This is a genomic window from Brevibacillus sp. FW306-2-1A-C05A, assembly GCF_058781555.1.
Genome location: NZ_JBYSWV010000004.1, coordinates 22,124 through 45,972, shown reverse-complemented (window position 1 = coordinate 45,972; position 23,849 = coordinate 22,124). Strand labels below are relative to the sequence as shown.

Genomic DNA, 23,849 nt, shown 5'->3' with positions numbered 1-23,849 from the left:
GGCTTTTTGTACCCTTTTTTCGTGGGCACAAAGCCTTCTTTGCTCCCCGATTTTTCGGATTTTCCTGCCACCCTTGTATCGTCCGATCAAGCGCAAGCGGAAAAGAGCATTGTCTCTCCAGCCGTTTGCGCTTTTTGTTGTGGAAAAACCCGCGAAGAGCCGTGCATCGAGATGTTTGGCCCAAAAAGAGCAGCCGCCTTGTCCTCTTTCGGAAAAAAGCGCGGTCACGGCACCTGCTGATTATTTGAACGTAAAAAGAAATGGAGGAATTTGTGTCATGCAATGGCGTTCGTGGGATTTGAACTTAAAGGTGCGTCTTTTTGGCGAACTGATTACCCATACTTTTTTCTGGATGTACTTTCCGTTTATGGCGCTTTACTTCAGCGATACGTTCGGCAAGGACGTAGCCGGGCTGCTCCTGATGGTGCCGCCGCTGCTCGGCATGCTGTTCAATCTGTTCGGGGGCTATTTGGCTGACCGGGTAGGGCGGCGATTTACGATGCTGCTCTCGCTCTGTACGTCGACGGCGATGTTTGCCCTGTTTGCTTTCTCCCCATCGCCGTGGATTGACTATATCGCGTTTATCGGGATCGGGATTGGCGGGGCGCTTTACTGGCCTGCCAGCTCTGCCATGGTCGCCGACCTGACGACGGAGGAAGACCGCCGGATCGTCTTCGCCACATTTTACACCGCGATGAACATCGGGGTCGTGGCTGGCCCTGTTCTCGGCTCGTTCTTTTTCGTCCACTACCGCTCAGAGCTGTTGCTCGTCTGTACAATCATCGAGTTTTTGTTTGCGCTCGCCCTCTTTTTCCTGATAAAAGAGACGCTGCCCGATCACATTCGCCAGGAAAAGGCCAAGGAACGTTTTTCCCTGACCCAGCAATTCAAAAGCTACGCGATTATTTTCCGCGACAAGGCTTTCGCCCTCTACATCGTCGCGGGCATCCTGATCGCTTTCGCCTTCATGCAGCTCGATATGTACATGGCTTTGTACATCAAAGAGCACGTCTTTGACCAGACGCTGCTGTCCTGGGGCGACTGGAAGCTGTCTGTGGGGGGCACGAGCGCATTCGGCTGGCTGATGGGACTAAACGGCCTGCTCGTCGTCCTGTTCACCCTGCCTGTCACGCGCTGGTTTGAAAGCTGGAACGACCGCAACAGCCTCGTGATTTCGTCTGTCCTGTACGGATTCGGCATGTTTTTCATGGCCTTTACCACAAATATTTGGCTGCTGTTCGCCTGTATGGGCGTACTGACCTTGGGCGAGCTGATCCGCACGCCGGTCGCGCAAAGCTTCATCAGCAAATACTCGCCAGAAGACGCGCGCGGGCAGTATATGGGGGCTTCTTCGCTGCAGTTTTCCATCGGACGCTTCATTGCCCCGCTGACGATCGGGCTGTCCCAATGGCTCTCTCCGCTGGGAGTGTTCAGCGTGATTCTCGGGATTACCTTGCTCAGCGCCTATCTGTATATCGTCTTGTTCCGCATGATCCCGGCCAAACAGGCAGACTAGGCACAGGTCAGGGACGAGTGGCAGCCTGTACGTAATAAAAGGTGCTTGCAACGAAGGTCATGGCGGCACTTTTCTGCGCTGAAAAGCTTGTGGAAAAAGCAAATTGCCTTGTCCGGTGTCCCTGTTTTCGGCAAAAAATGCTCCAACGGCCAAGACTACTATCACCCGTGTCCGCGGCTCGTTTCGATGCGAGCGGCGATCTTGCGCGATCTGGTAGCAATCCGTGGGCAGACGCTCGGAAAAATGCCGTCTTCTCCCGTGTAGCGAACAGCGCTGCTGCTGCAAGCAAGCTTGAAGGGGCCTGACTCTGTCCGATGCTACACGAGCGAAGTCCGCCCTGACCTCTAATCCGCCCACGCACCAAAAAAGAGCCTGTCTCCCACCACACGCGGGGAAACAGACTCTTTTTTTCACGCCCTAAGGCAGCTCGGTCGCCTCAAAATATTCTTCCCGGTCAAAACGTCCGCGCATCCATTTGTACGTATCGTCGTAAATGGCGCGCATGACCGGGTCCTTGCTGTTCGCCGACTCGATCAGCGTCTTGGAGCCGTAGTAGTAAGCGTGGATGTTGTTTTTGTCCATCCCCAGCTTGTGGGCAGCTACGAGCTGGTTGTAGTAAGTCTGGTAGAACTTCGGATCGCGGTACATCCGCTCGTCCCCTTCGATCTCTACGCCCATCCCGTACTTGCTGACGACGTCCAGCACGCCTTCGATCCGGTCGAGCTGCACAGGCTTGTCGCTGTAGTAGTTAGGCTGCAGGAACGCGTAATCGAAGGACAACGACTTCCACTCGGCCACGCCCGGCGCCCCGTAGTAAGGAATCCAGTAAAAACGCAGCGCTTCGTTATGCACCATGCTGGCCATGTCGCGAATGAGGGTGCGCTCTTTCGGGGCGCTGTCCTCGATCAGCTCGTGGAACCAGTAGATGCCTTCCAGCTTCAGATAGGCGTACCCTTCCTTGTTCCAGCGCTTTTGCAGCTCCTGGAAGTACCATTCCAGCGCCGCCTTGCGGTTCAGGTAAGCCTGTTCCTCCCCGATTCCCGCAGGATTGAACGACAAGGACGGCTTGTTGTCCGCAATCTGGCCGAAGTTGGTTTGAGCAGCGTTTGGATACGGCAAGGCCAGCACGACATTTTCCTGGGTCGGCGTCGTGTACAGCGTGCCGCGCAGGCGATTGTACTCCCGCATCGCCTGGTTCAACGCATCGAGCTGCTTGCCAGTACCGAACAAGTCATTCATGTAGCCGCGCCAGCCGTCTTTGGTGACAGGCATGTTCTGGTACGGCAGGAAAAGGATCGTGTCGAACATCTGGTCGCGCATGTAGCCGTCCGCAGTGCGATAGCCGACCATCGGCAGAAAATCTTCCTTCGTCCACGTTCCGCGCTCTCCATACGCTCCCGAGTAAGCGAGCAGCATGTTTTCCACGCGGCGCGTCGCTTTTTGGTCCTGCGTCGCTTTCGCCGGGCTTGGCGGCGGCAAGAGGACAGCTCCGCCTTGCCAGTCGCTCTCGTTTTTCGCCCAGACCTCCAATTGGCGGGCAAAAGCAAACACCTTCACCGGGAACGATACCCGGACGTAACGCGTTTGTACATCAGGCAGCGTGACGGCGAGCGTGCGCACGACCACCTGATTCTCGCTAGCAGGAACGTCGTGGACAGCGCGTCCGGCGTACGACCACGCTTTACCGTCGCGGGACACTTCGACTTCCATGTATTCCGGCAGCGTGATCCCGGACGTTTTTTGCTGCTTGAACGTCAACGCGACCCGCTCCAGCGGCTTTGCTTCGTTGAGCGCAACCGTCACCTTGCGGCCGAACTGACGGTTGTACCCGGTCCATTCCTCGGAAGGCGTGACCAGTCCGCCTACAGGGCCTGGATACTGCTTTTCCACCTGCTGGAAATACGAGTCCGGCGGTCCAAAAGTAGCGACCGAGGTGAAGCTGCCCGGAGCGATGTTGACCAGCTCGTCCTGCTCGGCAGGCTCGACCGCTTCTTTCTCTTCTGCTGGTTGCTGCGCATCGTCGGCAGCCGTTGCCGGGTCAGTTTCCGTTTTCTCGCTCTCTGTCGCTGGCTTGCTCTCGCCAGCTTGCGGTCTATCGGCAGGAGCAGTGACAGTCGGGGCGGTTGTGCCAGTTGAGCCAGACTCTCCCGCCTCTGCGACAGGCGGTTTGCCAGCGTCCTTGATCTCCACCGGGACCGTCACGGTTTTATAGCCCACTGTTACGGTCAAGTTTCCTTTTCCCGGAGTCGGGCCTGCGACGAAGGTTCCGTCTGCCAACACCGTACCCAGCTCAGGGCGATCAAAGGCGAAGATCGGGGTAAAAGGCAGCTCGTCCCCTTTGGCGCTTTTTACCGCCAGCCGCTCGCTCGTACCTGCAAGCACGCTCAGACGCGGCGTGTCTAACGTAAAATCCACCTGCTCCGCCTGCTGGTAGCGGGCATCGAGCACGCGCTCCGCGATGACTGCCGCCTCCGCGCGGGTCACGGTTCCGCCCGGGTTGAATTTGCCAGCCGCGCCCTGCATCCAGCGCTGGTTGGTCACTTCCTCGACCGCCGCTTTGGCGTAGTCGGCGATTTCCGCTTCGTCGCTGTAGGCGACCGTACTTTGTGCCGGCGCTTTTGTGACGCCGCTCGCCTTCATCAAGCGAGACAGGATGACGGCCAGCTCCTGCCGGGTAAGCGGATCGGAGCCGCCGAGTGTCTGATTGCCTCTGCCAGTCATCACGCCAAGGTCGGCGAGTCCGTAAACAAACGGAGCATACGGGCTTTCCTTCGGCACGTCGGCAAACACAGCCTGTTCAATCTGGCTCGGCTGCAAGCCCACTACCTTTGTCAGCAGCACCGCGATATCCTGGCGCGACATGGTGTTTTGCGGATTGAAGCGGCCATCGCCCTGACCGCTGATGAGGTGCAGCCCGGCCAGCCGATTGACGGCGTTACGTGCATAGCTGTTCCCCAAATCGGTAAATTCCACAGTCTCCTGCGCTGCTTTTCCGGTCTCTGCCTTCTGCTGTGGCTCATTTGCCGCATACGATGGCGGAGCCACCTGAACCAGCAAGGCAGACAGCGCCAGACAGGCAGTAAGCATCTTGCTCCCAAATGTTCTCTTTCTCATTGCAAACTTCTCCTCCAATATGCCCCTCTGCTGCGTTTATTCGGTCGGGGAAACCATGGGCTGACGAGGCGGCTTGGGGCCGAAAAACTGATAGTAGTCCACCTTGATGTTGCCGTTGTAGAGCTTGCGCTTCTTGCTCGCCGTCCGCCCGAAATGCTCCTCAAACTGCTCGTCCGAAGTGATGATGTAAAAAGACCACGTGTCCATGGCAGCAAACGTTTTCCCCATTTCGCCGTACAGCCTGCTGACCTGCTTCCACTCGCCCAGGCGCTCCCCGTACGGCGGATTGCAAATCAGATAGCCGTACTTGCGCTTGGTCCGCACATCGCGCACGTCCATGCGCTGGAAATGAATCAGCTCGTCCACGCCCGCTTCGGCGGCATTGCGGCGCGCGACTTTGAGGATTTCGTCATCCAGGTCAGTTCCGATAATCTCCAGCTTCTGGTCGTAGCGGGCCAAATCGTGCGTCTCGGCGCGCGCCCCTCTCCAGGCTGTCTTCGGAATGACGGGCCACGCTTCGGACACAAATTCCCGGTTCATTCCCGGTGCGATGTTTTGTCCGATCAGCGCTGCCTCAATCGGAATCGTGCCGGAGCCGCAAAACGGGTCCATGAAGACGCGATCCGGTTTCCAGCGGGACAGCAAAATCATCGCCGCCGCCATCGTTTCCTTCAATGGAGCCGTACCGATCAGCTCGCGGTAGCCGCGCTTGTGCAGCCCCGGTCCCGAAGTGTCAATCGTCAGCGTCGCCACATCCTTGAGCAGCGCTACCTCGATTTTGTACAGCGGCCCTTTTTCCTCAAACCAGTCGCGCTTGTACGTTTTTTTCAGACTCTCCACCACCGCTTTTTTCACGATGGCCTGGCAGTCCGGCACGCTGAACAAGGTGGATTTGACCGATTTTCCTTCGACCGGAAACGCGGCGTCTTCCGTAATCCAATCGGCCCAAGGCAGGGCCTTTGTCTGTTCAAACAGCTCGTCAAACGTCGTCGCTTTGAATTCCCCTATCTTTAGACGCACGCGGTCGGCCGTTCGTAACCACAAATTTGTGCGAGGAATCGCAGAAATATCGGCGGAAAACGTCACTTTGCCGTTTTCCACCTGAACCGGGCCGTAGCCGAGCGCTTTTACTTCCTCCGCCACCACCGATTCCAATCCAAAAGTCGCCGTAGCGATCAATTCTACTTTTTGCATATGTAATCTCCTGTCCGTCCAAATTGCTTCGGGGCTTACCCTTATACTATATTACCCGATTTACGAATGGGGTTGGTAATCTTGTGCAAAAACAATACCAAAAGACCCGCCACCAAAAAGAGAACGGGTCTGGCATGCTGACTGCCCATACTGGGAATCCTATGAAAATACATTCACTTCCAGGAAGGGGAGAATCGCCAATGCCGGAATTGCCAGAGATGGAAACGTATCGCGGGCTGCTTCATCAGCAAATCTGCGGCGCTGCCATTACCGCTGCCACTGTCCAGCGGGAAAAGACGATTAACGTACCCCCGGCGCAGTTTGTTCAGACTGTACAGGGCAACCGCCTGACGCTCATCGAACGGCGCGCGAAGCACCTTTTGTTTCATTTGCAGAGCGGGCACGTCCTGCTGCTGCACCTCATGCTGGGCGGCTTCCTCTACTTGGGCACAGCGGAAGACAAGCTGGCGCGAACAGCCCAGGTGACGCTGTCCTTTGGCGAGCGTATCCTTTATTTTCACGGGCTGCGCCTTGGCTATTTGCACCTTTTGACCCCCGACCAGATCGACGAGAGGATGGCCTCGCTCGGCCCCGAGCCGCTGGAGCCGGGCTTTACGCTCGATCGTTTTCTTGAGCTGCTCGCAGAAAAACGCGGCGTGCTGAAAACAACCTTGGTCGACCAGCATTGGATCGCAGGCATCGGCAACTGCTACTCCGACGAAATCTGCTTTCACGCGGGAATTTTGCCGACGCGGCGCATTCCCGAGCTGACTGCCGGGGAGCGAGCGAGACTGTACCATTCCATGCAGACGGTGCTTACGGAAGCGATCCGCTTCGGCGGCTACATGGACCAGCCGCTGTATCGCGGCGACCGCTTGACGGGTGGATTCGACGAGCGCTGCCAAGTGTACGACCGGAGTGGAGAGCCTTGCCCGCGCTGCGGACAGCCGATTGAAAAAGGCGAGCTTTCGTCCCGCAAAGTATTTGCCTGCACCAACTGCCAGCATTGAAGGGGCAAATTGCCCGGTCACTGCCCGACTTGTTCTGCCGCCTTCATCTGTTTGACCATGTACACCTGCTCGGTTTCCGACGGTCCGAAGCCCGCTGCCTCAAGCGCATCGAGCAGCAGCCCTTCCGTTGCCCGCAAATTGAATGTGGCCCTGCGGCAATCGCGCTCATACGGGGCAAACACATGGGCAAGGGCGACGTTCAAAATGCCGAGGGCATCTTCATGGTCCGGCTGTGCCACGCATTGCCGCAAAACGACGGCGTTCACCTGTCCGGCTTCATTGACCATCGTTTTGTACATCGCATACCCGACTGCCTGTCCGCGACGGTCCTCCACCACCAGCGCCTGTGCGTCGCGCAAGCTCTGCCACTGGTTTTGCCAGGCCACATCCCCCGCGTAAAACGGCAGAGCCGCCACTTCCTGGGCCAGCACGCCTCTGATCCGGTAGTCAGACTGGGTCGGCGCGTGAAAAGCGTGCTCTGGCAGCGGACCGCTTCGTTGCCAGAACAAGAGGCGGTCTACCACTTCGTAGCCTTTTTGCTCGTACAAGGCAATCGCTTTGCTGTTTTGGCTCATCGCTTCCAGAGTGGCAACCTCCACGCCCGCTTCTTGGTACAGCGCAAGCGTAGCGTCAATCAATTGACGGCCCATTCCTTGCCTGCGGTATTCGGTGGCGACACCTGTCCCCCCGTTCCACGCGACTTTTTGGCCGCCAATCGTCCGCAGTCCGCTTGCGACAAGTCCAATCGGCTCGGTTCCGTCAAAAGCGACGACAGACAACGACAGTGCATAGCCCTCGCTGCCCAGGCGCTGCACCAGCATTTCCTCCGTCATGACGATCGGAATAAAATAGCCTTCAAATCCTCTGTTCCACGCTTTCGTCACTTCAGCAAACGTACAGTCACTCATCCGCTTGATGGTAATCATCCCATCACCTTCCATTCTTTTCGATAAAATTATTTTAATTGAAGAGGTCGAAAAATTCAATCTTTTCTGTTTGGCCATTTGCTTTCTTTGTCACGCCTGCTTTTCGCGTGGTAAGATAGAAAAAATCACGTACCCGGGAGGTTCCTATGCGCAAACAGCTCACCGTAGGCTCTCTTATCGCCGGACGCTCTCCCGTGCAGACGCCAGCCCCTACTCCTGTGTCCGGTAACATGCCGGAGACAACCAGGCGAGCTGGCAGCTTTTCCAGACTTCAGACCAAGCCCCAGACTACCATCAAGCGCAAACAGGTGACGGTCAAGCAGCACGACCAAACGATTTCGGTTGAACAGGCCCCCTGTCAGACGCTGCTGCAAGCCGCACTGGCACAGGGGCAGCCGCTTTCCTACAAATGCCGGCAGGGCTATTGCGGGAAGTGCCGTGTCCTGGTCGTATCAGGAACCTCTCTGCTCGATGCCCCGACCAAGCAGGAATCGGAAAAGCTGGACCAAAAGCTTGCCTCCGGCTATCGCCTCGCTTGTCAAAGCACTTTTCGCTCTACGATATTGGATTAAAAGGTGGCAGCAGCATGAAACCAACACGCATCCTACTTTTCGCAGGAGGGAAGCTGGGTGACTGGGCCATCCGCCACATTCGCGCAGACGACTGGCTCGTCGGCGTCGACCGGGGCGCAATGTTCCTCGTTCGCCACGGCTTCGCGCCACGCCTGTCGATTGGCGATTTCGACTCTGTCACAGCCGAAGAAATGGCGGAAATCGAGCGCCACAGCCTACACGTCTCTTCATGCGACCCCGTGATGAAGGATTTGACCGATACCGAAATGGCGCTCGCCTGGGCGATTCAGCAAAAGCCCGCGGAAATTGTGCTGCTCGGTGTGCTTGGCTCGCGCTTCGATCATACGCTCGCCAACGTCCAACTGCTGCACAAAGCATTGCAGGCGAAAGCTTCCTGCCGCATTGTCGATGAGCGAAATGAAATTCGCCTGGTCGACAGCCACTGCCGCATCGAGCAGGACCATTTTGCCCACGTCTCCCTGCTGCCTTTGACGGCGGAAGTCAGCGGCATTACTTTGCGCGGCTTCATGTATCCGCTGGAAAACGCCACGCTGCGCATCGGCGACACGCTCGGCATCAGCAACGTGCTCACGGAACAGACAGGAACGATTGACGTCGCTACAGGCCAACTGCTCGTCATCAAAAGCAAGGATTGAGCCGCACAGGAAAAAAAGGATCTGCGCCGTTACAACCAAACGGTGCAGATCCTTTTTTTGCGACTATTCTTCTTCGACGTGCAGCGGCAGTTGCCAATCGATCTCTTCCATTCCTTGCGAGCGCAAAAACGCATTCGCTCGGGAAAACGGGCGGCTGCCGAAAAAGCCGCGATTGGCCGAGAACGGGCTTGGATGAGGCGAAGCGATGATGCAATGTCTCGTTTTATCAATAAAAGCGGCCTTCTCCTGCGCATGCCTTCCCCACAGGATGAACACAAGCGGCTTCTCGCGCTCGTTCAACAGATGGATAATCTGATCGGTAAACTGCTCCCAGCCGATGCCCTTGTGCGAATTAGGATTGCCTGCCCGCACGGTAAGCACGGCATTCAGCATCATGACGCCCTGCTTTGCCCAGTGGCTCAAGTAACCGTGCTCGGGAATGGTGCAATTCAGATCGCTTTGCAGCTCCTTGTAAATGTTGACGAGCGACGGCGGCGGCTTGATGCCCGGCCTGACGGAAAAGCTCAGACCATGTGCCTGTCCCGGACCGTGGTACGGGTCCTGTCCCAAAATGACTACTTTGGCCTGCTCGTAGCTCGTCAGGTGGAGCGCGGTAAAAATATGATACATGTCCGGGTAAATCGTTCGCGTCTGGTACTCTTCCTTCAAAATCTGGCGGAGCTTCAAATAGTACGGCTTCTCAAATTCCCCCGCCAATATCGGCGCCCAGTCGTTTTGCAATATTGCCATTTTCCTCACCTTGTCCGCTATTCTTTCTATTACCTTACCACAGACTGGCGAATCTCTGAACCATCGTTTCGTCCTGCCCCCACCCGGGACCTGGCTCTGCCAGTCCTATCTTTCCCCCCGTTCTTAGTCTATGTTTCCTATTACCCTCGTTTGATAGCTTTTCTCCCATGATCTTTGACATAATGTTTTCTGGGAAGATTTAGACAAAGGGAGAGGTTTTTCGACATGAAATGGGACTTGAAATCATTTTTTGGGGGAATTATTGTCGGTTCAGCACTCTTTTCGGGAATCGCCATTGCGGCTCCGAACTATCCGGATGTGGCAGGAGACACAAAAACGCCGTTTACCTACTACTTTGAAGGCGTGCCAAAATCGCCAAACAGCGATGTCCAGGGCATCATGTACAAAAACTCCGTGTACGTGCCAATCCGCTTCGTAGCAGAAAACCTGAACAAGCCAGTCATTTACGATGCCAAAACCAAGTCGATTTTCATCGGCAAGCTGCCGGTTGCGAAAATGTATTCGAAAATGGAAGCAGTCGAGCTGGTCAAAAAGAAATACGCCGCCAGCCTCACTCCTACACACGTAGTCGAATATGACCACGATGACGAAAAAGGACACTACGTCATTCAGGTGTACCAAACCGTCGTGAACAACTTCCAGTCCGGAGACAGCTACACCAGCACATACGGCTGGTTCGTGGTCAACCCGAACACTGGAGAAGTGAAGTCTTTGCTGTAAGCAGCACTTATTCCTATATACCCAAGAGGACAGCGGCATTTAGGGGAGCCGCTGTCCTCTTTTACTTCCAGTAACTGGACAACTTCCGATTGACTTTGAGAATCCATCTCCCTACGATGAGAAAAGACAACATTCAATAGGGGAAGGGTGTTTTTGCTCATGATGGTCGAAATCAAGACGATCGTTGTTCAGGAAGGGTACGCCGATGCAATCGTAAAAGGCTTCGGAGAGCCAGGCGTGGTGGAAGAAGCTCCGGGCTTTGTAGATTTGAGCATTTTCGTGCAAAAGCCGCGCAAAGGCGAAGAAGAAGTGGTCGTCATGATCCGCTGGGAATCGAAAGAAGCGTGGAAGCAGTGGGAGCTGAGCGAGCCTCATCTCGAAGGCCACCGCAAAGCGCGGGAACAAAAACGGCCAGAGTACATCATCAGCTCCAAAAGCGGTCATTATGAGCTGAAAGCAAGCAAACACCCTCGCCAACCGCAAGTCTAGCTTTTGCCTGATCGCACAAAACCAGCCCTGTTTCGCGGCGCAGTTCAAGCCCGTTCGAAACAGCGGCTGGTTTTTTACAATTCAAGGCCGTACTTTTCCATTTTCCGATACAACGTAGAGAGGCTGATTTGCAGCTCGCTGGCGATTGCCGCCTTGTCCTTGCTATGCCTTTCGTCCGCCAGATGCTTTTGCAAAATGGCGCGCTCGTAATCAGCCAGCAACTGCTCCAGCCCCGCTCCCGCCTTTTCAGCGTCCACCGTCTCCTCGCCTGTGAGCAAGTACTCCGGCAACTCCGCATCGCCAATCGTCGGCCCCTCTGCCATGTTGACCATGTATTCCACGGCATTTTCCAACTGGCGGATGTTTCCCGGCCAATCGTACGCGACAAGCCGCCTGGCAAGTCCGGCGTCCAGTTCCAGCCTGCCTTTTTGCAAAATCGTCCCGTACCGATACAAAAAATGCTGCAAGTAAAGCGGGATGTCCTCGCGCCGTTCGCGCAGCGGCTTCAGGCGAAGCGGAATGACGTTCAGCCGGTAGTACAAATCTTCGCGGAACGTCCCCTCTCTGACCATGCTCTCCAAATCTTTGTGCGTAGCCGCAATGACCCGGACGTCCACCTCCAGCGTCTTGACGCCGCCGACCCGGTCGACCGTTTTTTCCTGGAGGACGCGCAGCAGCTTCGGCTGCAACGACAACGGGATATCGCCTACTTCATCGAGAAAAATCGTGCCTTTGTGCGCCAACTCGAATTTGCCCGGCTTGCCTTCGCGCCGCGAGCCTGTGAACGCCCCGCCTTCGTAGCCGAACAGCTCGCTTTCCAGCAACGTCTCGGGAATCGCCGCGCAGTTGATGGCGACAAACGGCTGTCTGGCTCGCTGGCTCTCGCTGTGGATCGCCTTTGCCAGCAACTCTTTCCCCGTTCCGCTCTCCCCTCTGAGCAACACCGTAGAGATGCTGTTTGCCACTTTTTTCGCCTTGGCGATCACATCGCGCAACCCCGTATCAGCGCCGATGAGCTGGGCGAAGTACACCGGGCTGACCGCTGCCTGGGGCATTTCCTCCTGAATGTTGCAGCCCTTTTCCCGCTCCGCGTCCAGTTCCAGCAGCTTGTGCTCGATCAGTGCGCTCGTATGCTGCAAAAAAGGCATCCATTTTTCCGAATGGTGCAGCATCTTTTCCTTTTGCTCGGGGGAAAACCCGATAATGCCGATCACGCCGACCGTCTTTTCCCGCTTGTGTACCGGAAAACCGATTGTCGCCAGCTCCCGGCATTGCGGCAAAAACTTGCAGTTCATACACTGCGAGTCGTTCTTTTTCATGTCAAAAATCATGCCCGGCTGTCCGGTCTGCAAAATCATCCGGAAAAACGATCCTTCCGGCGCAGGCAAGCCAATCAGATCCGAATAGTAGCCCGTGCCGCTCACCCGTATCCCCTGCTCGTCGAGGATCGTGACATCCAGCCCGAGCACTTTGGCGATATTGTCTGCGTATGATTGAATGAACTCCTCTATCCGGGAAAATTCGGTCATGAGCGGCCCTCCTGCCAAGTTGCGTTCCTTACCCTCTGCCCGCAGCATCCGCCGCAGGCACGCGGGAAAGCGCCTGCTTTAGATCAGCAATAATGTCGCGCGCATCCTCCAACCCGGTAGACAGGCGAATCAAACCGTCCGTGATGTTGAAGGCAAGACGGTCCGCAACGGGAACAGAAGCATGCGTCATCGAGGCGGGATGCTGGACAAGCGTTTCGGGATCTCCTAAGCTAAACGATATCATACCCAGACGCAGCGCGTTAATGAAAGATTTGGCCGCGTCGTACCCTCCCTTGACCTCAAACGAGACGATTCCGCCCATTCCCGCCATCTGGCGTTGCGCCAGCTCGTGTTGCGGATGAGACGCAAGGCCGGGGTAGTAGACGCGGGAAATCGCCGGGTGCTGCGCCAAATATTCCGCGACAGCCTGGGCGTTGTGGCAATGCTGGCGAACGCGCAAGCCGAGCGTCTTCAAGCCGCGCAAAATCAGAAAAGCATCCCAGGCGTTCAAGTTTTGTCCCAGGTCGCCCATAATGTGTTTGCGCATGAACTGAATCTGCTCTTGTTTCCCGACGATAAACCCGGCAATGACGTCCCCGTGTCCGTTCAAATATTTGGTCGCGCTGTGCACGACGACGTCAGCGCCCAATTCCAGAGGCCGCTGAAGGTACGGGGTCATGAACGTATTGTCCACGATCACGACAATCCCCCGCGCGTGGGCCAGACGGGACAGCGCGGCGATATCCAGCACGGTCAGGCACGGATTGGATGGCGTTTCGATGTAGAGCACGCGGGTATTCGGGCGCAGCGAACGCTCTACCGCCTGCAAATCGGTGCAATCGACGAAATCGGCGGCGATCCCGTAGCGCGGGGCCATCGTCGTCAGAAATTTGTAGCTCCCGCCGTAAACGTCCCGTGTACACACCACATGGTCGCCCTGCTGCAAAAAAGCGAGCAGCGCCCCGGAAATGGCCGCCATGCCGCTCGATACGCCCAAAGCGGCCTCGCCGTTTTCCAACGCGGCGATTTTTTGCTCCAGCGTCTCAATCGTCGGGTTGCCGTACCGACCGTAGTACGTCCCTGCCCGCTCTCCGGCCACGCAGGCAGCAGCGGAATCCGCGTCCGGAAACGCGTAGGCTACCGCAGGCACGACAGCAGCCGCGACCGCCCCAGTCTTTCGGCAAGGCTCCTGAGCAGTGTGAATAATCGCGGTGTCTAGCTTCCAGTCGTTTGTCTTCATCATCGTCTCTCCTTTTTCGCGATCCTCTCGATCATCCTTTGGCGAATGGTAGTAGCAAGGAGCGTGCCAACGAAAAAAGCGCATCAAACCGCCCTTTTCCGCTGCTCACGGCGGGGTGTTTTCGCATTTTCGCAAAAAAAGTTTGGCCTCGAACGAGAAAAAGCCGTCAGATACACTAACGGCTTTTTGCAAAGCTGACAATGAAGTTTTGCACGGGCAAAAAAACGGCTTAGACGAGGATGCCGCCGCTCTTGTGGTACTTCAAAATTCCTTCTGCAGCGCGGTACGAGAGCGCCCCCATCGTGCCTGTCGGGTTGTAGCCGCTGTTGTGCGCAAAGGCGGAAGCGCCGACGACGAACACGTTTTCCGCGTCCCACATTTGCAAGTAGTTGTTGACCGCAGAAGTTTCCGGCGATGCCCCCATGATGACCCCGCCTGTATTGTGCGTCGATTGGTACGGGGTAATATCGTAAGGCCCCAGTTTGCCGCGCACCTCCACTTTGCTGGCGCCCATTTCCCTGGCAATTTCCCCGCATTTCTCGGACAAAAAGGCGGCCAACTGCCTGTCCTGTTCCTCGAAGTCAAATGTAATCCGCATCAGCGGATCGCCAAAGGCGTCTTTGTACGTCGGGTCGAGATCGAGGAAATGATGGCGGAACGGCATGGAAGCTCCCTGCGCCCCGACGTTGACCGTGCGGTTCGCGTATTTGATTGAAGCGGCCTTGAACTCCTTGCCCCAGCTCGGCGTGCCTTCCGGAACCGTGTTGTTGGCGATCGGGCGCTGGCCGTACTGGGAGACGCTGATGTTGGCACCGTGAATGAAGTTCAGGCTGGAATGGTCAAAATTGTCGCCGTTGTAATCGTCGAGCACCATACCGAGCGAGCCGGCGCCAGCGTAGTTGTTGAACTCTTTGTCCTCGAAAAAGCCTGTCGCTCCGCCGCGCATGACCTGATAGCAGTAGTTTTTCCCGATGACGCCCTTGCCTGTATTCGGGTCGTACGGTCTGCCCAGCTTGGACATCAGCAGCAAGCGGGCATTGTTGAATACGTAGCTGGTCAGCACCACGATATCGGCTGGCTGCTCGATTTCCTCGCCCGTCGTCACATCCGTGTACAGCACGCCTGTCGCTTTGTTGCCCGTATGTAAAATGCGGCGCACGTGGGAATGCGTGCGGATTTCGAACTTCCCGGTCTTCTTCGCCACGGGAATGACCGTGACAACCGGGTCTGCCTTCGCGCCGTATTCACAACCAAACCGCTCGCAAAAGCCGCAATATTGACAGGCGGCCCGGGAAATACCGTCTGGATTGGTGTACGCTTCCGACAGGTTCGCGGACGGGAGCGGATACGGATGCAAATTCAGCTTTTTCGCCGCTTCCTCAAACAGCTTCATGCTCGGCGTCGTTTTCATCGGCGGCGTCGGGTACGGCTGGGAACGTTTGCCCCCGAGCGGATTTTCTGCTCCCGAAATGCCCGCCATTCGCTCGAATTTGTCAAAGTAAGGTTCCAGTTGATCGTACGTGATGCCCCAGTCCTGAATCGTCATGCCCTCGGGAATTTTCTTTTCGCCATAGCGTTCGACCGTCTTGCTGCGTATCTCAAAATCGTACGGCAAAAACCGGAACGTGTGGCCATTCCAGTGAACGCCCGATCCGCCCAGCCCCGTTCCCAGCAAAAAAGAGCCGTACGAGCGCATGGGGAGCGCGCGAACGTTGGTGTTGCTGCGGAAGGTGATCGTTTCCTTGGACAAGTCCTGCATCATTTCATAGCGGAGCGCGTAGCGCAGTTCGTCGTGTACCATGAAGTAATCTTCTGTTTTCCGCTCTTTGCCTCGCTCCAGTCCAACGACTGTCAGCCCCTGCCTCGTCAGCTCCGAGGCGATAATCCCTCCGCCCCAGCCTACACCCACGATGACGACATCCACTTTGGGCAATTTTTTGGCCATGTTGTTTCACCCCGTGTTGTCAGTGTTGATGATCCCGCAAACTCAAGGGCTCCATCTTCACGAATTTGTCTTGCTCGATCACCTGTGTATAGGTCATCTGATTACCTGGGTAATTTTTTAATCTCCAGCCATCCATATTTTTATTGCCGCCGTACAGCGGGTCAGCGTAGATCCCTTCGATTGTGCTGGCGCGCAGCATTTTGAAGAAAGCGCTGGCCGAGATCGTGGTCAGCTTCACCTCGTCTGTCTCAAACGCCTTCAGCACGGCGTCCTGCTGCTCAGGCGTGATCTCGTAAAAGCGTTTGCCATGTGTAGACTGGCTGTAGTTGTTCAGCTCCTGAATTCCGATGTCGAATATTTCCCGCCGCTTCAGCCTGCCCTGATAGCCCTGGGTCACTTCCCCCGGATAAAACGGACCTTGCATGTATTCGCGCGAGTTGAACCCCCAATCGCCCGCCAACTGGTGGTCGATGAAGTAAGCCGCGCCCAACGCTTTTGCCCCCGGGCCTAGCTCGTCTTCGGGGAAAATTCGCTCGCATGCGGCGTCCACTACCTTGAACTGCTCCGGACTGAAATACATCAGCGCCTGATTATAATCGGCAGCAGGAGCCGGTGTCGCTCCCGGTTGCGGTGGTGCTTCCGGCTTGCGGAGCAGGCTTCCTGCCACTCCCCCGACAACCAGACCACCGAGCACCAGACCAGTGTTTTTCAAAAAGTGCCGACGCGACACTGGCTGCTCATGCCTGTTGTTTGATTCTGCCAAATCTACCACCTCCAGTTGTCTCTTCCCTTGGTTTGCGCATTTTTTCGACAGGCTAAACGCATTTCCCGGAAATTTTCCCAACATGCTCCACACATAGTTTCCAGAGGCAAACAAAGGATATGGTTACCTATATAGCAACAGTTGGAGGGATTACGATGAAACGCTTAGGAACATGGGTGGGCAGCACCGGATTGGGCATCGCGCTTCTGCTTTCGGCCTGCAACAACCAGGCTGCGCCGCAAGAACCGGCCCGGACACATACCGTACATCCGGACAGAGCGGACGAGACGGTCATTCCCAGCGTAGACCGCGACAAAAAGCTGACAACCAACTCTCACGGCACGACTTTCAGCGGAATGGGCAACGGCGTGTACAGCTCCATCGGCAGCTCGCATCTGCACAGCGGCGGCCCCTCGACCAAGCTGGAAGCACAGCTCGGCGCAGCCGGAGTTCACGGCATCCAGGCATTGATCGTCGGCGATGCTATTTTTCTTGCGCCGACGACCGCCAACCAGGCTTCGATCAATTCGATGGACCCGATGCAGTCCCACCTGCTGAGCAGCTATGCGGGCAGCAGCAGCAGAGGCAACGATACGGCGAACGGCATCGCAGGGGCGAAGGCGAGAACCAACACGACAGGCGTGCTGGGCACCAGCGATCGGAACGCTTTGTTTACGCAAGCGCGCACCGTCGTAGAGCGCCTGTACGGCACCGATGCGAAAGTCTGGACGGTCAACTCGAAAAAAGGGATCGACTCGCTGGAAAAAGTGAAAAAACATTTGCGAGACAACAACCGGGACAAAAAAATGGCGGACGAGCTGGACAGGCTCTTCCGCGAGGCGAAGCGATAGACAGACCGGCAAGCGCTGACCGGCCAGTTCATGAGAAAACATGGCTGCGTCAAGCCATTGGTCAAGACAAAAAGGGACAAGCAGCGCGCGCTTGTCCCTTTCCCTTTAGCTATGCAAAAATTCATCGATGGCCTTCACCGTCTCCTGTGGATGAGTCACCATCAGCAAATGAAGCGAATCCGGTATCGTCCTCACTTTTGCCTGCGGTACGGCATGCTGATAACGGACAGCGGCTTCCCGGCAAAAGGTCCGCTGCGCTTCATCAGGCAGCTTCGTTTCATCGGCGAGCAGCAACAGCACAGGGGCATCCGCTCTGCCTGTTACGCTGTATTCCAGCTCCCCTCCCGCGATCGGGATGCGGCTTGTCCGCACTACACTCGCTCCGGTTCCCCTCTTCATTTTGCCCGCGCTCCTTTCATCCCCGCTTTCGTCTGTGAAGCTGCTACTCATCGAATTTCACCAGCTCCAGCCTGGCTCCCTTGATTTTGACCAAATAAAACAAATAAACAAGGCCGACAAACGTCCACAACAGTCCGAGCATCATCGACTTGATATCAAGACTGATCCATAAAAACGCGATAAAAGCGGTCCCGATCAGCGGCGCCAGCAGATAGCCCCACCAATCGGCCATGCGCCTTTCCTGCTTGAGCCTGAGATAGTAGGCGATGACACTCAGGTTGACAAAGCTGAAGGCGATCAGCGCCCCGAAGTTGATGAACGACGTCGCGGTCAACAGGTCCAGGTAGAGCGCGGACAGCATCAGCGTCCCGACCAAAAGGACGTTGAGCAAAGGCGTTTTCAGCTTCGGATGCACATAGCCAAACCATTTTCGCGGCAAATAGCCGTCCCGCCCCATCGCGTACAAAAGCCGCGTGACGCTGGTCACCGACACAAGCCCGGAGGCGAGCGTAGAAGACAGCGCTGCCGCCAAAAACAGTAGCTGAAACACGGAGCCGCCGATAAACAGCGCGATTTCCGCGGAGGCCGCTTCGGGGTCAGACAATACAGAAACATCAGGAAACAACGATTGCATAAAGTACGAAGCGGTAATGAACAGCGCTCCCCCTGCCAGCGCGACCAGCAAAATCCCCCGGGGAATCGTCTTTTTGGCCTCGACCGTTTCCTCGGTCAGCGTGGTCACGGCATCGAAGCCCAAAAAGGAAAAGCAAAGAATCGAGGCGCCCGACAGTAACGCGACTACGGACAGATCGGGCGAGAAGAACGGCTGGATGTTGAATACGTGCCCAAGCCCCTCTCCCTGAACCAGACTGCGAATGGACAACCCCGCGAACAAAATGACAAAGGCGATTTGAAACAGCACGAGAAACGAGTTGACAGAAGCCGTCACGGTGACCCGGAACACATTCAATAATGTAATCAGTGCGATAAATCCGATAATCCACCACCTGGTCGGCACCTCGGGGAAGACGGACGATAAATACACCCCTGTCAGCAGGGCGTTAATCATGGGCAAAAACAAATAATCGAGCAGCGACGCCCATCCGACCAAAAATCCCGCATACGGATGGATCGTTTGCTGCGTGTACGTGTACGCGGTCCCTGCCGACGGGAACGCGCGGACCATTTTCCCGTAGCTCGCGGCGGTAAACAGGATGGCGAGCAGCGTCACTGCGTAGGCAGCAGGAACGTGTCCACCGGTTTCCTCGGCCACAATGCCAAAAGTGTCAAAGACGGCCATCGGAGCCATGTACCCCAGGCCAATTACGACGATATGCCACAGCTTCAAGCTGCGTGTAAGCTCTGCTCCCCCATTCACTGCCTGTCCTCCTTCTCTGGTGCACCACGAATAATTATACACGCGAATGAGAAAAGTTCCACGCCTTGCCTGATGAAAAAACGCTGTTGCACACGGTTTTCCCATGCCGCAACAGCGTTTTTGTGTTTGTCACAGCCTGCGCCTGTACTACGCTTTTGGCAGTTCGAACGAGCTTTTCAGCGAAACGATCCGGTTAAAGACCAGCTTGTCCGGCGTCGTATGCTTCGGATCGACGTTGAAGTATCCGTGGCGGAAAAACTGGTATTTGTCCTGCGCCTTCGTGTCTTTCATGTTCGGCTCGACGAATCCGTTCAACACTTCCAGCGAGTTCGGGTTGATGTTGTCCAGGAAGCTTCCTTCCGTGTCCTCATCGTCGAGAATCAGCGGCTCGTACAAACGGAACTCGGCAGGTACTGCCTGGCTCGCATCTACCCAGTGGATGGTCCCTTTTACCTTGCGTCCTGTAAACCCGCTTCCGCTCTTCGTCTCCGGGTCGTAGGTGCAGTGCAGCTCGATGACATTGCCATCCGCGTCCTTCACCACGTCGTTGCATTTGATGAAGTAGGCGTGCTTGAGACGGACTTCATTTCCCGGGAACAGGCGGAAATACTTGCTTGGCGGGTTTTCCATGAAGTCGTCCTGCTCGATGTAGATTTCGCGGGAGAACGGAATTTGACGATTGCCCATCTCCGGATTTTCCGGGTTGATTTCCGCTTCGAGCATCTCGACCTGGCCTTCCGGATAGTTCGTGATGACGACTTTCAGCGGATTCAAAACAGCCATCGTGCGCGGTGCTTTCAGCTTCAAGTCCTCGCGGATGAAATGCTCCAGCATTTTCGCGTCGACTGTACTATTGCTGCGCGCTACCCCGACTTCACGGGCAAACGTGCGAATCGCTTCCGGCGTAAAGCCGCGACGGCGGAAGCCTGCAATGGTCGGCATGCGCGGATCGTCCCAGCCATCGACGACGTTTTCGTCTACGAGCTGTTTCAGCTTGCGCTTGCTCATGACCGTGTTGGTCAGGTTCAGGCGGGCAAACTCGTACTGGCGCGGAACGTGCTCCATCTCGCACTCGCTGATGACCCAGTCGTACAGCGGACGATGGTCTTCAAATTCGAGCGAGCAGAGCGAGTGGGTCACGCCTTCAATCGCATCCTCCAGCGGGTGCGCGTAGTCGTACATCGGGTAAATGCACCATTTGTCTCCCGTGTTGTGGTGGGTCGTATGGGAAATGCGGTACAAAACCGGATCGCGCATGTTGATGTTCGGGGAGGACATGTCGATTTTGGCACGCAGCACTTTTTCCCCGTCCTTGAACTCTCCGTTGCGCATGCGCTCGAACAGGTCGAGGTTTTCCTCCACAGAACGGTTGCGGTACGGACTGTCTACGCCCGGCTCCGTCAACGTTCCGCGCAGCTTGCGCATCTCTTCGGCAGACAGATCGTCCACGTAGGCTTTGCCTTTTTGAATCAACAGCACCGCACGCTTGTACATCTCTTCAAAGTAATCCGATGCAAAAAACAGCCCGTCCCATTCAAAGCCAAGCCATTTGACGTCTGTTTTGATCGCTTCCACGTACTCAGTGTCTTCTTTCACCGGATTGGTATCGTCAAAACGGAGGTGAGCCTTGCCATTAAATTCGCTTGCCAGTTCAAAATTCAGGCAGATGGCTTTTGCATGTCCAATATGAAGATACCCGTTCGGCTCCGGCGGAAAGCGGGTAATGACTTCCTTGACCTTGCCTGCTTGCAGGTCGTCAATCACGATATTGCGGATAAAATTGGATGACGCTACCTTGTTTTCCAATGAAATCAACCTTTCACTTCACCTTTACATTCCATAATACTGATTCTCTTCCCAGAGTTCAACAAAATCGGGCCGTTGTCCGGCCCGCTGCGTCTACCACTCCTGCTCTTTTGGCCATCGCGATTGCGGCTGGCAGTACAGCGAAATGATCGAGTCGAGCGACCGCTGCTGTTCGGTAATGCCGCGAATGGTTTGCAAATGCTTAGGTCTTACGAGGTGGAGCAGCGGCTGTTCAACCTGATTGAACCGCTCGAAGGCGGCGGCTGCGATCTCATCCCATTGGCGATAGTAGCGCAGCAAGTCGTCAGGCATCACCCTTGAACGGCTCGTGCCCGGCTCCGGCAAGCAGTCAAACGGTTCATCCAAGTTCAGCGTTCCGTAATCATCGGTCAGTTCCTCGCCCGGCAAAATGTCCCGCGCCGCCAGTTCCAGATCGTACATCGTCGCCACACAGGTCGCATGGAAGCTGTGGTTGACAAACCGGGCCTTATCCCAGCACAAGATGTATTTGCCGAACTGATTTTTGAACGAATATTTTTGCACGTCCTGTTTTCTTAATGGATCCAGTTTTTCCACAAATGCCGGGTCTAATACCTGATCGAGATCATCCTGGACCCAGACAATCGTGCCTTTGGGAATGAGCTTTGTCGCAAACACACCGTACCCGATCTCGTCGTTGATATAGCGAAGCTCTGTATCGGGATGCATCATGGTCGTTGTTTCACTCCTTGGCAAATGTGCCTTTTTATCATCATAAGCAGTTCGGCCAACAGAGGTGTGTGAATGTCGGTGAAAAACGCGTATTTCCCTGATGCTTCCTTTTTTCTAGATAAAAAGAAATTTCCTTATTTACCCCAATCGACAAATCGTCTATATTATTGACAAACAGGTTTAGGAAATTTTACCTGCAACATTTGCATTAATTTTTCATTGATATCGAAACGGCAAACCCGGGGAAATCCGGCGACGCAAAGCTAGAGGGGCTACCTCCGCACGAGCGGGCATGCCAGCCAGCTACCGAAATATTGATGTAGGACAAGACCAATGATCCTATATCATTGGTCTTTTTTTGCGCACTCATTGTCTGTTTTTGTCCATTTTTGTAGGTATGAGGAATTTTCTGTCTGTCCCGGTCAAGGAGGTGAGGCTGCGAAAAGCTGTCGGATTGTTGGAACCTTTTCACGAAAATACAAGGAGGCTTCATGAGATGTCACTTTGGAAAAAACTTTCTGCCGTCGCATTGACCGCCGCTATCGGCCTGACAACATTCGCTCCGGTCCAAGCTGCCAATCGTCCAACATCAATGTCGCCAAATGCCATGGTCACAACACCTCACTATCTGGCTACAGCCGCAGCCCTGAAAACGTTGGAAGACGGCGGAAACGCAGTAGACGCCGCGATTACCGCCGCCTCTACCCTCGCCGTCGTCTATCCGCACTACACGACCATTGGCGGGGATAACTTCTGGCTCATTTACAACGCCAAAACAAAAGAGCTGAAAGCATTGAACGGCAGCGGACGAGCTGGCGAAAAGGCAACCATCGAATACTACAAAAGCAAAGGCTACGACAAAATTCCTTCCCGCGGCTATGAGTCTGCCAACACGGTTCCCGGCGTTGTTTCCGGCTGGTGGGAAGCCTACAACTATGCGCACAAAAGCATGGGCAACAGCAAGCTGCCTTGGCACAAGCTGCTGGAGCCTGCGATCGGGTACGCCGAAAACGGCTATCCCGTCTCGCCCAACCAGGTTTACTGGACCAAGTACGCAACAGACCCGACTGACAACGAGCTGAAAAATCTCCAGCGCTTCGAGGGCTTCCGCAAAACGTTCCTGAAGCCGAACGGAGAGCCGTATGCCGCAGGCGAAATTCTCAAGCAAAAGGACCTTGCCAAAACGTTGCGAATCATTGCCCAAAAAGGCGCCGACGGATTTTACAAAGGCGAAGTCGCGCAAAAAATCGTCGCCGACCTGCAAAAAAACGGCGGGCTGCTCACGCTGAAAGACTTCGAGAAGCATACCTCCACCTGGGCGGAGCCGATTACGGTAGACTATCGCGGCTACAAGGCGTACAACGTGCCGCCCAACTCCCAGGGCATGGCCTCGCTCTCGATTTTGAACGTGCTGAACAACTTTGACCTCAAGAGCATGGGCGAAGGTACGCCGGATTACTACCACACGATCGTCGAAGCGACCAAACAAGCTTTTGCCGACCGTGACAAATGGCTGACTGACCCGGCATTCGTGGATATTCCTGTGGACGAGCTGTTGTCCAAGCAGCACGGAAAAGAACTGGCAGCGCGCATTGACATGAAGCAAGCGGCAAAAGCGGTCGAGCCGCTCGATCCAAAAGGCGATACTACGTGGTTTGGCGTCGTGGACAAGGACGGCAATGCCGTGTCGATCATCCAGAGCCACTACTTTGACTGGGGTTCCGGCATCGTCGCGAAAGACACGGGCGTCCTGTTGCAAAACCGCGGCAGCTACTTCTCTCTGGACCCGAAACACATCAATCACCTGGAACCGGGCAAACGCACCTTCCACACGATCAACCCGGCGATGCTCTTTAAAGGAGACAAGCCTTACCTGCTCTACGGAACACAAGGCGGCGAAGGCCAGCCGCAAACGCAGGCGGCGCTCGTCACGCGCATCGTCGACTTCGGCTTCAGCGTGCAGGACGCGATTGAAGCGCCAAGATGGCTGCACGGCCGCAACTGGGGCTCTGCCTCCAACAACCTGAAAGTCGAAAGCCGGATTCCGCAGGACGTTCTGGACGAGCTGGTGAAGCGCGGCCATCCGGTCGAAAAGCTGGAAGCAGCCTACACCGATGCGATGGGCCAGTCCGGCGCGATCTTGATTGATCCGCAAACGAATGTGAAGTTTGGCGGCGCTGACCCTCGCGGGGAAGGCGCGGCAATGGGATATTAATCGCTCGTCAGGCTGCTGAGTCTTCTCGGCAGTCTGACTGTGCA

At 55.7% G+C, this 23,849-nt stretch carries 21 protein-coding genes and 1 riboswitch; of the genes, 9 read left to right on the top strand and 12 right to left on the bottom strand.

The annotated features are described in order from the left end of the window. Window positions 1-277 precede the first annotated feature (277 nt). Both AC3WJN_RS05255 and AC3WJN_RS05250 read left to right on the top strand, forming a co-directional pair. Window positions 278-1,516: an MDR family MFS transporter gene (locus AC3WJN_RS05255; RefSeq protein WP_005830290.1), complete on the top strand. Its 1,239-nt coding sequence runs from the start codon at window positions 278-280 to the stop codon at window positions 1,514-1,516. Window positions 1,517-1,603: 87 nt separating this feature from the next. After that, window positions 1,604-1,780 carry a hypothetical protein gene (locus AC3WJN_RS05250; RefSeq protein WP_005830291.1) on the top strand — a complete coding sequence of 59 codons (177 nt, stop codon included), beginning with the start codon at window positions 1,604-1,606 and terminating at the stop codon, window positions 1,778-1,780. Between the two features lie 153 nt (window positions 1,781-1,933). Here the strand turns inward: AC3WJN_RS05250 and AC3WJN_RS05245 are convergent, their stop codons facing one another. Together AC3WJN_RS05245 and AC3WJN_RS05240 are read right to left on the bottom strand one after the other, a co-directional pair. Beyond that, the gene (locus AC3WJN_RS05245) at window positions 1,934-4,630 is read right to left on the bottom strand and encodes a DUF4855 domain-containing protein (RefSeq protein WP_007777245.1); all 2,697 of its coding nucleotides are present in this window, start codon (window positions 4,628-4,630) and stop codon (window positions 1,934-1,936) included. Window positions 4,631-4,666: 36 nt separating this feature from the next. Next, window positions 4,667-5,824, bottom strand: a complete 1,158-nt coding sequence (locus AC3WJN_RS05240) for a THUMP domain-containing class I SAM-dependent RNA methyltransferase (RefSeq protein ID WP_007777248.1) — start codon at window positions 5,822-5,824, stop codon at window positions 4,667-4,669. Window positions 5,825-6,024: 200 nt separating this feature from the next. On the opposite strand from AC3WJN_RS05240, the gene AC3WJN_RS05235 reads away from it, so the two are divergent. Then, entirely contained in the window at window positions 6,025-6,834 is an 810-nt protein-coding gene (locus AC3WJN_RS05235) for an Fpg/Nei family DNA glycosylase (protein WP_007777251.1), read from the top strand. A 17-nt stretch (window positions 6,835-6,851) separates the two neighbouring features. On the opposite strand, the gene AC3WJN_RS05230 is transcribed toward AC3WJN_RS05235, so the two are convergent. Further along, the gene (locus AC3WJN_RS05230) at window positions 6,852-7,760 is read right to left on the bottom strand and encodes a GNAT family N-acetyltransferase (protein WP_007777254.1); all 909 of its coding nucleotides are present in this window, start codon (window positions 7,758-7,760) and stop codon (window positions 6,852-6,854) included. Window positions 7,761-7,906: 146 nt separating this feature from the next. Between AC3WJN_RS05230 and AC3WJN_RS05225 the strand changes: the two genes are divergently transcribed. After that, window positions 7,907-8,332, top strand: coding sequence for a 2Fe-2S iron-sulfur cluster-binding protein (locus tag AC3WJN_RS05225; RefSeq protein WP_007777259.1), 426 nt, complete (start codon window positions 7,907-7,909; stop codon window positions 8,330-8,332). Window positions 8,333-8,346: 14 nt separating this feature from the next. Further along, window positions 8,347-8,988: a thiamine diphosphokinase gene (locus AC3WJN_RS05220; protein WP_007777260.1), complete on the top strand. Its 642-nt coding sequence runs from the start codon at window positions 8,347-8,349 to the stop codon at window positions 8,986-8,988. Between the two features lie 63 nt (window positions 8,989-9,051). On the opposite strand, the gene AC3WJN_RS05215 is transcribed toward AC3WJN_RS05220, so the two are convergent. Then, window positions 9,052-9,738: a uracil-DNA glycosylase gene (locus AC3WJN_RS05215; protein WP_007777264.1), complete on the bottom strand. Its 687-nt coding sequence runs from the start codon at window positions 9,736-9,738 to the stop codon at window positions 9,052-9,054. A gap of 225 nt (window positions 9,739-9,963) precedes the next feature. Between AC3WJN_RS05215 and AC3WJN_RS05210 the strand changes: the two genes are divergently transcribed. Further along, on the top strand, window positions 9,964-10,479 hold the full coding sequence (locus AC3WJN_RS05210; protein WP_007777268.1) for a stalk domain-containing protein: 516 nt from the start codon (window positions 9,964-9,966) through the stop codon (window positions 10,477-10,479). A gap of 159 nt (window positions 10,480-10,638) precedes the next feature. Continuing rightward, window positions 10,639-10,968 (top strand): antibiotic biosynthesis monooxygenase family protein, encoded by a 330-nt coding sequence (locus tag AC3WJN_RS05205; protein ID WP_005830305.1) that lies wholly within the window; start codon window positions 10,639-10,641, stop codon window positions 10,966-10,968. A 74-nt stretch (window positions 10,969-11,042) separates the two neighbouring features. On the opposite strand, the gene AC3WJN_RS05200 is transcribed toward AC3WJN_RS05205, so the two are convergent. The 4 genes from AC3WJN_RS05200 to AC3WJN_RS05185 all read right to left on the bottom strand — a co-directional run bounded on the left by AC3WJN_RS05200 (window position 11,043) and on the right by AC3WJN_RS05185 (window position 16,445). After that, window positions 11,043-12,497, bottom strand: a complete 1,455-nt coding sequence (locus tag AC3WJN_RS05200; RefSeq protein ID WP_005830307.1) for a sigma-54 interaction domain-containing protein — start codon at window positions 12,495-12,497, stop codon at window positions 11,043-11,045. Window positions 12,498-12,525: 28 nt separating this feature from the next. Further along, window positions 12,526-13,737: a trans-sulfuration enzyme family protein gene (locus AC3WJN_RS05195; RefSeq protein WP_492329227.1), complete on the bottom strand. Its 1,212-nt coding sequence runs from the start codon at window positions 13,735-13,737 to the stop codon at window positions 12,526-12,528. A gap of 229 nt (window positions 13,738-13,966) precedes the next feature. Then, entirely contained in the window at window positions 13,967-15,682 is a 1,716-nt protein-coding gene (locus AC3WJN_RS05190; protein ID WP_005830310.1) for a GMC family oxidoreductase, read from the bottom strand. A 19-nt stretch (window positions 15,683-15,701) separates the two neighbouring features. Next, entirely contained in the window at window positions 15,702-16,445 is a 744-nt protein-coding gene (locus AC3WJN_RS05185) for a gluconate 2-dehydrogenase subunit 3 family protein (protein ID WP_007777280.1), read from the bottom strand. 155 nt (window positions 16,446-16,600) lie between these two features. On the opposite strand from AC3WJN_RS05185, the gene AC3WJN_RS05180 reads away from it, so the two are divergent. Then, a complete protein-coding gene (locus AC3WJN_RS05180) occupies window positions 16,601-17,296 on the top strand; it encodes a hypothetical protein (RefSeq protein WP_283858397.1) in 696 nt (231 codons plus the stop codon). 105 nt (window positions 17,297-17,401) lie between these two features. On the opposite strand, the gene AC3WJN_RS05175 is transcribed toward AC3WJN_RS05180, so the two are convergent. The 4 genes from AC3WJN_RS05175 to AC3WJN_RS05160 form a co-directional block, all read right to left on the bottom strand. Continuing rightward, window positions 17,402-17,695: an alpha/beta fold hydrolase gene (locus AC3WJN_RS05175; RefSeq protein WP_005830317.1), complete on the bottom strand. Its 294-nt coding sequence runs from the start codon at window positions 17,693-17,695 to the stop codon at window positions 17,402-17,404. Window positions 17,696-17,738: 43 nt separating this feature from the next. Then, window positions 17,739-19,073: an APC family permease gene (locus AC3WJN_RS05170; RefSeq protein WP_005830319.1), complete on the bottom strand. Its 1,335-nt coding sequence runs from the start codon at window positions 19,071-19,073 to the stop codon at window positions 17,739-17,741. A 147-nt stretch (window positions 19,074-19,220) separates the two neighbouring features. Beyond that, entirely contained in the window at window positions 19,221-20,888 is a 1,668-nt protein-coding gene (locus AC3WJN_RS05165; RefSeq protein ID WP_035316699.1) for a glutamine--tRNA ligase/YqeY domain fusion protein, read from the bottom strand. A gap of 84 nt (window positions 20,889-20,972) precedes the next feature. Further along, window positions 20,973-21,590 carry an SET domain-containing protein gene (locus AC3WJN_RS05160; protein WP_005830323.1) on the bottom strand — a complete coding sequence of 206 codons (618 nt, stop codon included), beginning with the start codon at window positions 21,588-21,590 and terminating at the stop codon, window positions 20,973-20,975. A gap of 222 nt (window positions 21,591-21,812) precedes the next feature. Then, a riboswitch (cyclic di-GMP riboswitch) is annotated at window positions 21,813-21,901 on the top strand. A gap of 185 nt (window positions 21,902-22,086) precedes the next feature. Here AC3WJN_RS05160 and ggt point away from each other — a divergent pair. Further along, window positions 22,087-23,805, top strand: coding sequence for a gamma-glutamyltransferase (ggt, locus tag AC3WJN_RS05155; RefSeq protein WP_007777292.1), 1,719 nt, complete (start codon window positions 22,087-22,089; stop codon window positions 23,803-23,805). Window positions 23,806-23,849 lie beyond the last annotated feature (44 nt).

What these genes read in the sequence shown, in the direction of transcription:
- AC3WJN_RS05255 (WP_005830290.1), top strand. Translation starts at nt 278, where the DNA reads ATGCAATGGCGTTCGTGGGATTTGAACTTAAAGGTGCGTCTTTTTGGC.
- AC3WJN_RS05245 (WP_007777245.1), bottom strand. Translation starts at nt 4,630, where the DNA reads ATGAGAAAGAGAACATTTGGGAGCAAGATGCTTACTGCCTGTCTGGCG.
- AC3WJN_RS05240 (WP_007777248.1), bottom strand. Translation starts at nt 5,824, where the DNA reads ATGCAAAAAGTAGAATTGATCGCTACGGCGACTTTTGGATTGGAATCG.
- AC3WJN_RS05235 (WP_007777251.1), top strand. Translation starts at nt 6,025, where the DNA reads ATGCCGGAATTGCCAGAGATGGAAACGTATCGCGGGCTGCTTCATCAG.
- AC3WJN_RS05230 (WP_007777254.1), bottom strand. Translation starts at nt 7,760, where the DNA reads ATGATTACCATCAAGCGGATGAGTGACTGTACGTTTGCTGAAGTGACG.
- AC3WJN_RS05225 (WP_007777259.1), top strand. Translation starts at nt 7,907, where the DNA reads ATGCGCAAACAGCTCACCGTAGGCTCTCTTATCGCCGGACGCTCTCCC.
- AC3WJN_RS05220 (WP_007777260.1), top strand. Translation starts at nt 8,347, where the DNA reads ATGAAACCAACACGCATCCTACTTTTCGCAGGAGGGAAGCTGGGTGAC.
- AC3WJN_RS05215 (WP_007777264.1), bottom strand. Translation starts at nt 9,738, where the DNA reads ATGGCAATATTGCAAAACGACTGGGCGCCGATATTGGCGGGGGAATTT.
- AC3WJN_RS05210 (WP_007777268.1), top strand. Translation starts at nt 9,964, where the DNA reads ATGAAATGGGACTTGAAATCATTTTTTGGGGGAATTATTGTCGGTTCA.
- AC3WJN_RS05205 (WP_005830305.1), top strand. Translation starts at nt 10,639, where the DNA reads ATGATGGTCGAAATCAAGACGATCGTTGTTCAGGAAGGGTACGCCGAT.
- AC3WJN_RS05200 (WP_005830307.1), bottom strand. Translation starts at nt 12,497, where the DNA reads ATGACCGAATTTTCCCGGATAGAGGAGTTCATTCAATCATACGCAGAC.
- AC3WJN_RS05195 (WP_492329227.1), bottom strand. Translation starts at nt 13,737, where the DNA reads ATGAAGACAAACGACTGGAAGCTAGACACCGCGATTATTCACACTGCT.
- AC3WJN_RS05190 (WP_005830310.1), bottom strand. Translation starts at nt 15,682, where the DNA reads ATGGCCAAAAAATTGCCCAAAGTGGATGTCGTCATCGTGGGTGTAGGC.
- AC3WJN_RS05180 (WP_283858397.1), top strand. Translation starts at nt 16,601, where the DNA reads ATGAAACGCTTAGGAACATGGGTGGGCAGCACCGGATTGGGCATCGCG.
- AC3WJN_RS05175 (WP_005830317.1), bottom strand. Translation starts at nt 17,695, where the DNA reads ATGAAGAGGGGAACCGGAGCGAGTGTAGTGCGGACAAGCCGCATCCCG.
- AC3WJN_RS05160 (WP_005830323.1), bottom strand. Translation starts at nt 21,590, where the DNA reads ATGATGCATCCCGATACAGAGCTTCGCTATATCAACGACGAGATCGGG.
- ggt (WP_007777292.1), top strand. Translation starts at nt 22,087, where the DNA reads ATGTCACTTTGGAAAAAACTTTCTGCCGTCGCATTGACCGCCGCTATC.